Annotated in this window: 12 protein-coding genes; 9 read left to right on the top strand and 3 right to left on the bottom strand. The window is 68.3% G+C overall.

Annotated elements, in window-relative coordinates; all coding sequences use genetic code 11:
- Positions 1-20: 20 nt before the first annotated feature.
- Complete coding sequence (locus AAY78_RS09825) at positions 21-908, bottom strand: MurR/RpiR family transcriptional regulator (RefSeq protein WP_052748724.1); 888 nt, start codon at positions 906-908, stop codon at positions 21-23.
- A gap of 103 nt (positions 909-1,011) precedes the next feature.
- On the opposite strand from AAY78_RS09825, the gene AAY78_RS09830 reads away from it, so the two are divergent.
- From AAY78_RS09830 to AAY78_RS09855, 6 genes are read left to right on the top strand one after another with little or no spacing between them, the layout of a single operon-like run.
- Entirely contained in the window at positions 1,012-2,196 is a 1,185-nt protein-coding gene (locus AAY78_RS09830; RefSeq protein ID WP_046748104.1) for an acyl-CoA--6-aminopenicillanic acid acyltransferase, read from the top strand.
- A gap of 34 nt (positions 2,197-2,230) precedes the next feature.
- A complete protein-coding gene (locus AAY78_RS09835) occupies positions 2,231-3,874 on the top strand; it encodes an ABC transporter substrate-binding protein (RefSeq protein ID WP_046748105.1) in 1,644 nt (547 codons plus the stop codon).
- 5 nt (positions 3,875-3,879) lie between these two features.
- Positions 3,880-4,830, top strand: coding sequence for an ABC transporter permease (locus AAY78_RS09840; RefSeq protein ID WP_046748106.1), 951 nt, complete (start codon positions 3,880-3,882; stop codon positions 4,828-4,830).
- The gene (locus AAY78_RS09845) at positions 4,827-5,675 is read left to right on the top strand and encodes an ABC transporter permease (RefSeq protein ID WP_052748725.1); all 849 of its coding nucleotides are present in this window, start codon (positions 4,827-4,829) and stop codon (positions 5,673-5,675) included. Before AAY78_RS09840 ends, AAY78_RS09845 begins: the two co-directional genes overlap by 4 nt.
- A gap of 3 nt (positions 5,676-5,678) precedes the next feature.
- Positions 5,679-6,473 carry an ABC transporter ATP-binding protein gene (locus tag AAY78_RS09850; protein ID WP_082108650.1) on the top strand — a complete coding sequence of 265 codons (795 nt, stop codon included), beginning with the start codon at positions 5,679-5,681 and terminating at the stop codon, positions 6,471-6,473.
- The gene (locus AAY78_RS09855) at positions 6,470-7,324 is read left to right on the top strand and encodes an ABC transporter ATP-binding protein (protein WP_046748107.1); all 855 of its coding nucleotides are present in this window, start codon (positions 6,470-6,472) and stop codon (positions 7,322-7,324) included. Before AAY78_RS09850 ends, AAY78_RS09855 begins: the two co-directional genes overlap by 4 nt.
- Positions 7,325-7,330: 6 nt before the next feature.
- Here the strand turns inward: AAY78_RS09855 and AAY78_RS09860 are convergent, their stop codons facing one another.
- Positions 7,331-8,599 (bottom strand): sensor histidine kinase, encoded by a 1,269-nt coding sequence (locus tag AAY78_RS09860; protein ID WP_052748727.1) that lies wholly within the window; start codon positions 8,597-8,599, stop codon positions 7,331-7,333.
- A gap of 5 nt (positions 8,600-8,604) precedes the next feature.
- Positions 8,605-9,273, bottom strand: coding sequence for a response regulator transcription factor (locus AAY78_RS09865; RefSeq protein WP_046748109.1), 669 nt, complete (start codon positions 9,271-9,273; stop codon positions 8,605-8,607).
- A gap of 136 nt (positions 9,274-9,409) precedes the next feature.
- On the opposite strand from AAY78_RS09865, the gene AAY78_RS09870 reads away from it, so the two are divergent.
- The 3 genes from AAY78_RS09870 to AAY78_RS09880 are packed head-to-tail and all read left to right on the top strand — an operon-like array spanning position 9,410 to position 11,927.
- Positions 9,410-10,168, top strand: coding sequence for a hypothetical protein (locus tag AAY78_RS09870; RefSeq protein WP_046748110.1), 759 nt, complete (start codon positions 9,410-9,412; stop codon positions 10,166-10,168).
- A complete protein-coding gene (locus AAY78_RS09875) occupies positions 10,165-11,220 on the top strand; it encodes a peptidoglycan-binding protein (RefSeq protein WP_046748111.1) in 1,056 nt (351 codons plus the stop codon). The genes AAY78_RS09870 and AAY78_RS09875 overlap by 4 nt, the downstream gene beginning before the upstream one ends.
- Positions 11,217-11,927 (top strand): ABC transporter ATP-binding protein, encoded by a 711-nt coding sequence (locus AAY78_RS09880; RefSeq protein WP_046748112.1) that lies wholly within the window; start codon positions 11,217-11,219, stop codon positions 11,925-11,927. Before AAY78_RS09875 ends, AAY78_RS09880 begins: the two co-directional genes overlap by 4 nt.
- Positions 11,928-11,937: the final 10 nt, after the last annotated feature.

The following is an 11,937-nucleotide window of genomic DNA, read 5'->3' on the forward strand; positions in this document are numbered from 1 at the left end:
GGGGGGCAGCGGCCGGGGGCTCAGTAACCCAGTCGTGCCCGAACGTCGTTGAGCAGCTGCGAAGAGCGCAATGCCGCATCGGGCGCGACAGCGGAGATGCCCTGGACCAGTACGTCTGAGATGAGGATCGCCGAGAGGCTCTCGGAAGTCAGTCCTGTGGGGGTGTGGGGTGCGGTCAGGATCGCGTCGACACGGGAGGAGAGCCTCTCGTGGAGCTCGTCGGTCACGAGGATGACGCCGGCGCCCATCAACTGTGCGTGGTCCAGGAGTACGTCGATGTCGCGGGTGACCCGTCCAGGCGCGAAGATCACGAGGACGTCCTTCGCCTCGAGGTTCAGGACCTCGTCTGCGAGACGGAATCCGTCGGTGCTGAGCCGCCGAGTGGAGAGTCCCGTCCGTCGTAGGCGCAGTGCGAGGTTGTCAGCGGCGATCCCGGAGGCACCGAGGCCGTAGCAGTAGATGCTCTCGGCGCGCATGAGCAGCGTGATGGCGGCGGAATACGCAGCGTCGTCGTTCGAGCTGCGTGCGAGTTCGATGAGCGACGCCGCCTCATCCCAGGTCTCCTGCTGGATGCGGGCGAGGTCCTGGCCGATGTGCTCGATGCGGGTCTTGAGGCGCACCTCGGGCGAGACGCTGCTCGAGAACGGAGCGGCCACCTCCTGCTTCAGATGTGAGAGCCCCGAGTATCCGAGCTTCTGCAGGGTGCGCACGACGGAGGCGTTCGAGGTGCCGCTCTGGGTGCCCAGTTCGGCGGCGCTCGCATAGAGGATGTGCTCAGTTGACGTCGATGAGAGCACGCGACAGACGGCACGTTCGGATTTCGAGAGGTCGTTCCACGTCCTGGCGATGCGCGCGCGGAGGCCGGAGAGCGCAGGGTTCTCTGTATCGCTTGTTACAAACGGTTCCATTGCTGTATCATTCTGTTCGAGAGGCGCATCATCCGTAACGGATGGTTCAATCATCCCGGGTGCAACCTCATTGCGCAACAGGCGCACCTGACAGGGAGGTCATATGGCGGCCATGACACCGATCCGCACGATCGAGATCAGTGGGGCGCCCCGCGAGCGCGGGCGCCGATACGGCGAGGCCGCCGCCGACCTCATCGCCGGCTCGATCGAGTACTACACGGAAGCGCTGACCCAACAGACCGGCATGAGCTGGGCCGGGATCACGGATTCCGTCTCGCGATGGGTTCCGATCAGCGAGCAGATCGCGCCGCACCTCGTCGAGGAGATGCGGGGGATCGCGGAGGGGGCGGGTGTCGCCTTCGCCGAGATCGTCACGCTGAACGTGCGCGGCGAATTCGTCTACGACCACCAGGGACCGTCGCGAGTCACGAGGACCGCGGCCCGTGCCGCCGACGACGAGCGCGACGACGCCGTCGACGGCTGCACGTCGTTCTTCCTGACAGGTGAGGGCAGCGGCACCGGGCACACGCTCGTCGGGCAGAACTGGGACTGGCGCACGCGCACCGCGGGAACGACCCTCATCGTCCGCGTCGTGCAGGATCCGCTTCCCACGGTGATCATGCAGGTGGAAGCCGGGCAGGTGGGACGCCACGGTGCCAACTCCGCCGGTATCTCGCTGAACGCCAACGGCCTCGGGGGGAGCTTCGGGGCGGCGGTCGGCGTGCCGCAGACCCTGATCCGCCGGCTCGTGCTCGATCAGGGCGATATCGCGAGCGCGCTCAGGATGCTGGTCAAGACCCGTCCCCATATCGCGAGCAATGCGCTCCTCGCCGACCGCAGCGGGTTCGGCATCGACCTCGAGACCACGCCGAGCGGCGTGGACTGGATCTATCCCGAACGCGGCGTGATCGCGCACACCAACCACTTCCAGGCTTCCGTGCCGCCGCAGCTCGCCGGGTCCTACCTTCCGGTGGCAGCGGATTCGCTGCTTCGTCTGCCGCGTGTCCAGGCCGGGCTGGCGGCGGTCGCTCGTGCGGAGAACCCCGAACACAGCTACGCGCTCGTGCGTGAGGCGATGTCGGATCACCTCGGCTTCCCCGAGGGCGTCTGCACACATCCGCATCCCGACTCCCCCTCGGTGAAGCAGTGGTCGACGCTCCTCTCGAGCTGTGTCGACCTCACCACCGGCGAATACCGCGTCGCGAACGGATTCCCCTGCGAAACCGAGTACGAGGTGCTGCCCTGGAATCTCTACGACGGCCCGCACGACGAACTCCCCTCCCCCTGACCGACAGCTTGAGAACCCGAGGAGATAGCGTTCAATGAAGAAGCAGCATCACCCCATCACCGTGACGATCGGCGTGCTCGCCGCCTCGGCATTCGTGCTCGCCGGCTGCAGTTCGGGGTCGAAGGGCGAAGACGGCGACGCCGCCCTCGACGTGCCTTTCGGTGCGACGACACCCGCCGCCTCCGGTCCGCTCGAGAGCGTGACGTGGATGCTCGGCGGCGAGCCGACGACACTCGATGCCGACATCGATGCCACCACCGCCGACGACACGGTTCTCGCGAACGTCTGCGACCGGCTCATGCAGGTGCAGCCCGACCTGACCCTCGGTCCCGGGCTGGCATCGGACGCCGAGTGGACCGACGACACCCATCTCGTCTTCACCATCAGGCAGGGGGCGCTGTTCCACGACGGCAGCCCCGTGAGCACGGCGGACGTCGTGTGGAGCATGCAGCGCCACTCCGAGGACGGTGCCGCCGAATCCGACGAGTACCGGAACGTGGTCTCGATCGAGCAGACCGGCACCGACCAGATCACTGTCACGACATCGCAGCCGGATGCGATTCTGCTCCAGGCGATGGCGGGCGACGGCGGTATCGTCTGGAACCCGCGCGTCATCGAAGCCGAAGGGGAGGACTTCGGCAGCCCCGGCTCCGCCTCCGCGTGCAGCGGTCCGTACCAGGTGACGTCGTGGGACGCGGGGTCGCAGCTCACCATCACCAGGTTCCCCGAGTACTGGAACTCCGACGTCGATGCCCTCACGGACGAGGTCGTCTTCCGATGGGCCGACGAGACCGCGATAGCCAACTCGGTCACGACGGGCGAGGCCCAGGGGTCGTTCCTCGAGAACGCCGGCGCCGCGCGGAGTTTCATCGGGAGCGCGGACGTGTCCGTCTATCAAGGCCCGTCGACGAACGCGTGGGTGCTCGAGACGACCGATCGCGGCGCACTGACGGATGAGCGCATCCGGCAGGCCCTCTCGCTCGCCCTCGACCGGACCGGCGTCGCCACGGCTGCCTTCGGCGGTCTCGCCCAGCCGTGGAAGACACCCGTCGGTTCGGGAGCCTGGGGATACGAGGCCGACACCTTCGAGCAGGCCTACGACGCTCTCGAGGGCGCGCCCGCGAAGCCGAGCGAGGCCGATCTCGCGGCGGCCGAGGACCTGATCGCCGAGGCCGGCGCCCCTTCCGCCCCGATCGTCGTCGCCTCGAACGGCTCCTCGACGCACAACGTGATCGCGAATGCGCTGGTCGCCGCGGCGCAATCGATCGGGCTCGAGGCGGAGATCACCGTGATCCCGCAGGTGCAGTACGGCGACTTCTACTCCGACCCCGACCTCCGAGGCCAGGCCGATCTGTGGCCCGACGAGTACTACATCTCGAAGAACGACCCCCTCGGCTTCTACAAGAACGGCGCGTCCGATGCGAGCGTGAACTTCGGCGTCTTCTCCGACCCGGAATACGATGCGCTCGTCGACGAGGGCTACGCCGCGACGGATGACGTCGAGCGCGCCGAGATCACGACAGAGCTGCAGAAGCGCTGGGTGGAGCACGCGGTGTGGATCCCGGTCGTCGCGACACCGTCGACGCTCATCATGTCGAAGGCGGTCACGGGTGTCCCCGCCTCTGCAGCGTTCATCTACTACCCGTGGGCCGTCGATCTCGGCAGCGCGAAGGGGTAGTCACGATGCCATTCGCGCTCCGCAAGCTCGCCGGCATGGTCTTCACGCTGGTGATCGCCTCCTTCATCATCTTCGCTGCGATGTACGCAGCGCCGGGTGACCCGGTCACGTTCCTCATCGGCAACCCCGAGAACCTGACCCCGGAGCGGATCGCGAGCGTCCGGGCCCAGTACCACCTGGACGAGCCGATGCTCGTCCAGTACTGGCACTGGGCCTCCGGAGTCCTCACCGGCGACTTCGGACAGTCGTTCCAGTACCACCAGCCCGTGAGCGCGCTCCTGGCGGCGAGGGTGCCCATCACCCTGTCGCTCGTCGCCTACGCGGCCGTCGTGCTCACGGCCGTCGGGATCGGGCTCGGCATCGTCGCGGCCGTCCGGCGGGGGAAAGCAGCCGACACCGCCGTCGTAGGCTTCACGACGCTCGCCGCGAGCATCCCCTCGTTCGTGCTGGGGATCGCCTTCGTCGCCCTCTTCGCCGTCGAATTGCGCTGGTTCCCCGTCGCCGGGGCAGGATCCGCGGGGCTCGATCGCGTGTGGGCGCTCACCCTTCCGGCGCTCACCCTCGCCATCACCGCCCTCGCCATCGTGAGCCGTGTGACGCGACAATCCATGATCGAGCAGTTCTCTTCCGATCACGTCGAGGTCGCTCGTGCCTCGGGGCTTCGGGAGAGGTACGTCGTGCGCGATCATGTCCTGCGCGGAGCCTGGGGACCGATCATCACCATGGTCGCTCTCGTCATCGCAAGCATGATCGCCGGAACCGTTGCGGTCGAGACCGTGTTCGGCATCTCCGGCGTGGGTTCGCTCCTCGTCGATGCGATCAACACGCACGACTTCCCGGTGGTTCAGGCAGTGCTCCTGTTCATGGTCGTCGCCTACATGATCGTCACGACGATCGTCGATCTGCTCCTTCCCGTGCTCGACCCCCGTATCCGACGAAGGACGGTGTCCGCATGACCTCCGTGATCCTCCCGCGGCTGCGCCGCCGTCGGCGGTCCGGATCCGATCTCCGTTTCTGGATCTCCTGCGGCCTTCTCGCACTCATCGCGGCGGCGGCCGCGTTCGCCCCGCTCCTCGCCCCCTACCAGCCCGACAGCGTCGACTTCGCCGCGATCTGGGAAGGGCCGAGCGCACAGCACCTGCTCGGCACGGACCAGCTCGGGCGCGACCTCTTCTCCCGGCTTCTCATCGGAGCGGGTGAGACACTCGTCGGACCGGTCGTGCTGCTCGCGCTCGCCACCGTGCTCGGGGTGGCGATCGGTGTCCTGGCGGCGTGGCGAGGCGGATGGATCGATACGGTCCTGGCCCGCGTGACCGACGTCATGTTCGCCTTCCCCGGACTGCTCTTCGTCGTGCTCGTCATCGCCGTGTTCGGCAAGGGACCGGCCACGGCGATCGTGGCGCTCGCGTTCGCATACGCGCCGGTCATCGCGAAGTACACGCGCAGCCTGGCTCTGAGCGAGATGACGCGGCCCTACATCGACGCGTACCGGGTTCAGGGGCTCGGCGGCCTGACGATCTGCGTGCGCGGAGTCATCCCGAATCTGCTCCCTCCGCTCGTCGGGTATCTCGTCGTCCTCTTCGGCGAAGCCCTCATGAGTCTCGCGACGCTCAGCTTTCTCGGGTTCGGGGCGCAGCCTCCGAGCTCGGAGTGGGGCCTGATGGTCCAGGAGGGGCAACCCGGAATCATCCAGGGGGAGTTCCTTCCCACGCTCGTCCCCGGTGCCGCCATCGCCATCGTCGTCATCGCGGTGAACGTCGCCGGGGTGCGCGTGGCCGACCGACTGCTTGCGAAGGGATGAATGATGCTCCTCGACATACAGGACCTTGATCTGGCGTTCGGCGAAGGCGACGACGCGGTTCGGATCCTCACCGGCGTCAGCCTCGTGGTGGACCGCGGCGAGCTCGTCGGGCTCGTCGGAGAGTCGGGCTCGGGCAAGTCGACGACGGCGCGCGCGGCCCTCGCCCTCTACGGCGATGAGGCGACGATCGCGGGGAGCATCCGCGTCGACGGGACCCAGATGGTAGCGGCCGATGAGAAGACCCGGCGGCGCGTGCGCTCCGAATCCGTCTCGCTGGTGCAGCAGGATCCGCGTTCCGCGCTCAACCCCGTGCGTCGCATCGGGGATTCACTCGCCGAACGACTCGTCCGTGTGCACGGCTGGCGACGAGGCCGCGCCGAGGCGCACATCGTCCAGCTCCTCGCCGCGGTGGGACTCACCCACCCGGAGCGGCGAATGCGACAGTACCCGCATGAGCTCTCGGGCGGCATGCTCCAGCGCGTGGTCATCGCTTCGGCATTGAGCACCGATCCCGCGCTCCTGCTCGCCGATGAGGCGACGAGTGCGCTCGACGTGACGACGCAGGCCGAGATCATCGCCATCTTCCAACGCCAGATCCGAGAACGTGGTCTCGGCGTGCTCTTCATCACCCACGACCTGGCTCTGGCCGGGGCGATCTGCGATCGGATCCATGTCCTGCGCCAGGGCGAGATCGTCGAGACGCTCACGAAGCCGGGGCTCTTCGCGGACGCGGTTCATCCGTACACGCTCTCGCTGATCGCCGCGGCCCCTGTACTCGACACGAAGGAGGCGTCATGAGTCTGGTGGAGGTCTCCGAGCTGTATCGGGCCTTTCGGATGGGTCCGGGATCCGAGCGCGTCGTCGCGGTGAACAACGTGAGCTTCGCCATCGAATCGGGTGAGGCGCTCGGCCTCGTCGGTGAGTCGGGTTCGGGCAAGTCGACGATCGCTCGGATCCTCGTCGGTCTGGAACGCGCCGACGCGGGGTCCGCGGTGATCGACGGCGTCGACCGCCTCAGTCGACCGCGCGGCAGAGCCGAGCGTCTTGCGAGGGCTCGTGCGGTGCAGATGGTGTTCCAGGATCCGAACGGGTCGCTCGATCGACGGCTGACCGTGCGCGAGGCGCTGCGGCGAACCCTGAGGCTGCGGGAGCAGGGCACGGGGTCGCACCCCGACCGCACGATCGGCGAACTGCTGGATCGCGTGCGGCTCACCGAGCGGCACGCTGACGCGAAGCCCCATGAGCTGTCGGGCGGTCAGCGACAGCGCGTCGCGATCGCGCGCGCCCTGGCGGTGTCTCCCCGTCTCGTCGTGCTCGACGAGGCAGTGTCCGCACTCGATGTCTCCGTGCAGGCGCAGGTGCTCGAGCTCCTCGCCGAGATCCAGCGGGAGTCGGGGGTGAGCTATCTGTTCGTCAGTCACGACCTCGCCGTCATCGGCGAGCTCTGCTCCCGCGTGCTCGTGCTGTTCCGCGGCACGGTCGTCGAACACGGAGAGACCGGCCAGGTGCTGCGAAGCCCGCAACACCCGTACTCGCAGCTCCTCATCGCCTCGACGCCCGGTCCGGGGTGGGACCCGGAGCGGGTCGTGCAGGACCGGATGACGTTTACGCAGCGCATGGAGGTCGTCGGTCGGGGCGACCGGAAGTAGGCCGGGTCAGAGCGGGAGGACGATCGCGGCGATCAGGCCGCCGCCTTTACGGGCGCGCAGGCGCACCTCGCCGCCATGGGTCTTGGCGATGCTCTGCACGATCGCGAGTCCCAGCCCGGTGCCGTCCGGGCCGGCCGAGGTGCGACTCGCATCGCCGCGGTAGAACGGCTCGGTGAGCAGCTGCACGGTGGCAGGCGTGATCTGCGCCCCGGTGTTCTCGATCTCGATGACGGCTCGTCCGCGTTCCCGTCGGGAGCACACCCACAGCTCACCGCCGGGCACGTTGTGGCGGATGCCGTTCTCGAGCAGGTTGCGCACGGCCCTGGCCAGCAGCACCGCATCGCCCTCGACCGTGAGGTCGCGCAGGTTCGTGTGCACCTCGATCTCCTGGGCGTCGAGGTCGTCGACCTGGTCTTCGATGAGCGTGCGCAGCTCCACCGGTTCGACCTCTTCCAGGCCGGTGCGGGCACGCGCGAGGGCGAGCAGCGCCGTGATGAGCCGCTCACTCTGCTCGGTCGCCCGCAGTGCCCGCTGCATGTTGGCCTGCAGGTCCGCCGGCACCGCTCCCTGTTCGAGGGGGATCTCCAGCGCGGTGCGCGTCGTCGTCAGCGGGGTGCGCAGCTCGTGCGAGGCGTTCGCCACGAAGCGGTCCTGGGCGGTGAACGCCGACTGCAGCCGGTCGAGCATCCCGTCTATCGTGTCGCCCAGCTCCTTGATCTCGTCGTCGGGCCCCGGCAGGGCGAGACGTCGGCCGAGGTCGCGTTCGGAGATGTCGCGCGCGGCGGCCGTGACCTCTCCGATGCGGTCCAGCGAACGGCGCGCGAGCCAGAACGCGATCGCGGCGGCCACCCCGGTGAAGGCCACGAGCACGACCACCGACCACAGCAGCAGCCCGTTGCCCACCTCGTCGGCGAGGAAGCTCGACTGCTGCAGCACCGCGCCTTCCACGGCGTCGAAGGTCAGGGTCTGGGACGGCACCGCGAGCTGCGCGTCGATGGATCCGGCGTAGTACCCGCAGCCGGTGCTGGCCTGGCCCCAGAGGACGCTGCTGCTGTCGGGGAGCGGAGTCACCTCGCTGACGTCGGGTCCATCGGTCGCGCTCGACCCCTCGCCGACCTGCAGGACCGCCGCCATCGGGAGGCAACTGGCCTCGGTGGTGGTGATGGCCGTGGAGAACAGTTGTTGCACCACGAGGTACTGCACGGTGAGCAGGGCGGCACCGGCCGCGATGAAGACCGCGGTGATGATGATCACCAGTCGGGTGCGAAAGCTCATACGTCTCATGCGGTCGTCCCCACTCGATAGCCGTGTCCTGCCGCGGAGTGGATCACCTCGGGCGAGCCGAGTTTGCGTCGGAGCGTGTGCACCACGATCTTGACCACACCGCGTGTGCGCTCCTGCGGTTCGTCCCACACCTCGTCGAGGAGATCGTCCGCGCTGACGTAGCCGCCCTCCGCGGCGAGAAGCGTCTCGAGCACCCCGAATTCCTTGAGCGTCAGCCGGATCGGGCTGCCGTCGCGCTCCACGATGCGTCGAGCGCTGTCGAGGCGCACTCCGGCGAACTCCTGCACGGCACTCGTCCGCGCAGATCCGCCACGACGGCCGAGCGCTCGGATGCGGGCCAGCAGCTCCACGTACGCGAACGGCTTGGCGAGGTAGTCGTCGGCGCCGAGGTCGAGACCTTCGACACGGTCGTTCAGGGTCCCGGCGGCCGTGAGCATCAGGATGCGCGCCGGATACTCCTGCGCGACCAGAGTGCGGCACACCGCGTCGCCGCTCAGCACCGGCAGGTCGCGGTCGAGCACGATCACGTCGATATCGTTCGAGGCCGCGGAGGTCAGGGCTGCGGCTCCGTCACGGGCGACCTCCACCAGGTAGCCCTCGCGTCGCAGGCCGTCGGCGAGCGTGTCGGCCAGGTCGGCCTCGTCTTCCACCAGCAGCAGTCGCATGGCACCTCCCTCATCCGAGGGTGCGTGTGCCGCGGTTAGTTTCCGGTTAGGCGCCGTCATACCGACAGCAAACCACCGCCTCCGTAGAACTGACTGCACGTCGCGGATGAGCTGCGACCGCGAGAAAGGGAACCTCATGTTCGATTCGAGAGCAGTCCGATCGTGGGCGGCGATCCCCGCTGTCTTCGCACTCTTCACGCTCGCCGCGTGCAGCGCACCATCGGGAGACGACAAGGCGAAGGACGGGGCCAACGATGCGGCGGCCGCTCGGTTCGTGACCTGCCTCACCGAGGAGGGGCAGACCGCGAAGATCGTCGAGGGGGGACAGGTGGGGATGCTGATGCCCGACGGTCCCGCGAGCGGCACCTCGACGGGCGGCATGATGTCGGTCGAAGCGGGCTCGGGCGACGACGAGGACCTCGCCATGACGATGGTCTTCTCGGACGACGACGGTACGTGGCTCGCATCGACTGCGGCATCGGGCTACCCGGAGGAGGGCGGGCAGCGCGTCGCGTGGGAGACCTGTGAAGAGAAGGTCCCCGAGTTCACGCAGCCGAAGCCCGACATCTCGGACGCCGGAGCGCAGACGCAGATGATCTCGCCGGAGGAGATCATCGAGTCCGGTCTCGCCTTCGCCTCCTGCGCCAGAAAGAACGGCTTCGCCGACTTCGCCGACCCCGATGCTGACGGCATGCTCACCCTGCCGAAGGGGATCAGTGAAGACGAGGCGCGCACGCTTCTCGAAGCCTGCGCGGACACCACGGGCGACATGCCCCCGATGTTCACACAGGAGAGCATCGAAGCCGTCGACTTCGACTGGTTCGCGGTGATGAGCGAGTACTTCGAGGGCATGGTCTCCGCCGCCACCGTCCTTCCGTCGAAGGATGACGAATGAGCCGCCGGCTGACCAAGGTGCTCGTCCCGGTCGGAGTGCTGCTCGTGGCGGCCGCCGTGACCGTGGCTGTGCTGCAGCCCTGGAGCTCGGTGGCCGAGTCACCGGACGAGGAGAAGGCGCCGGTGACGGTCGAGGCGGAGCTCACCACGCTCACCTCCGATCTGCGCCTCAACGGAACCCTGAGCTACGGGGCGTCGGTCGCCCTGCCGGGCCGTGCCGGCACGATCACCCGCCTGCCGGCGGCGGGGGAGCAGATCGGTGTCGGGCAGGCGATCTACGAAGTGGACGGGAAGCCGGTGATCGCGATGCGGGGGGACCGTCCGTTCTGGCGCGACCTGGGCCTCGGCGCGGAGAAGGGGCCGGATGTCAGGCAGCTGGAACAGGCTCTCGCCGATCTCGGCTTCGGCAAGAACATGACGATCGACGACGAGTTCACCGCGGTCACCGAGACCAACGTGAAGGCGTGGCAGAAGTCGCTCGGGGTGCCGCAGGACGGCATCGTGAAGCTGGGTGACGTCGTCGCGATCAGCGCCGCATCCGTGCGGGTGGAGTCGGTCACGGCGAAGCTAGGAGACCCGGCGGGGTCGAGTCCGCTCAGTTACACGAGCACGACGCTGCGCGTGGTCGCCAAGCTGACGGATGCACAGGCGCGCGAGATCCTGCCCGCCACGAAGGTGACCGTGATCCTGCCGGACGGGACGGAGGCGCCGGCGACCGTGACCGCCGTCGACCCCGGCGGGCAGCCGACCGAGAAGGAGGGCGAGACCACTCCGCCCACCGCAGACGTCGAATTCGACGACCCGGCCGTCGCCGAGGGCATCGGGCTGCGCGCGGTCAAGGTCGTGTTCGCGACGTCGGAGGTGAAGGATGCTCTGGTCGTGCCGGTCACAGCCCTGGTGGCGACGACCGACGGCGGATACGCGGTCGACGTGCTGCGCAAGGGCGGAAAGGTCGAACGCGTCGCCGTCGAGGTCGGACTGATCGCCGACACCAAGGTGCAGGTCACGGGCGGAGAACTCGCCGCCGGCGATGCCGTGGTGGTGGCGCAATGAGCCCGGACACGGTGGTCGAGCTCGTCGACGTGATCAAGGAGTACCCGGGCAACCCGCCGCTGCGCGTGCTGCATGGCATGAGCCTCGCGATCGAGAGCGGTGAGCTGGTGGCCGTGGTCGGAGCATCCGGATCGGGCAAGAGCACGATGCTCTCGATCATGGGCACCCTCGACGACCCCACGAGCGGCACCGTGCTGATCGATGGGACCGACGCCGCGGTTCTGCCCGAACGCGAGCGTGCCGTGCTGCGCGCTCGCCGCATCGGCTTCGTGTTCCAGCAGTTCTTCCTCCTGCCCGCACTGAGCGCGCTCGACAACGTCGCGCTCGGTCTGCTCTACTCCGGCGTGCCGTCGGCGGAGCGTTCCACCCGGGCGGCCGCAGCGCTGGAGCGGGTGGGCCTCGGCGCGCGCATGAAGCACAGACCCGGTCAGCTGTCCGGCGGTGAGCAGCAGCGCGTGGCGATAGCCAGGGCGATCGTCGGCGCTCCGTCGGTGCTGTTCGCCGATGAGCCGACAGGTGCGCTCGACTCGACGACGGGCGATCGCATCCTCGAACTGCTCACCTCGATCGCCGATTCCGGCACGGCCGTCGTGATCATCACGCACGATCCGCACATCGCCGAGCGCACGCAGCGGCAGGTCGGCATCCACGATGGCCGGATCGTGAGCGACACCGGCTCGCGCGTGAAGCAAGAGGTCGCCGCATGAGACGCAGGGG

Origin of the sequence: Microbacterium sp. Ag1, from assembly GCF_001005635.1 — a bacterium.
GTDB lineage: Bacteria > Actinomycetota > Actinomycetes > Actinomycetales > Microbacteriaceae > Microbacterium > Microbacterium oxydans.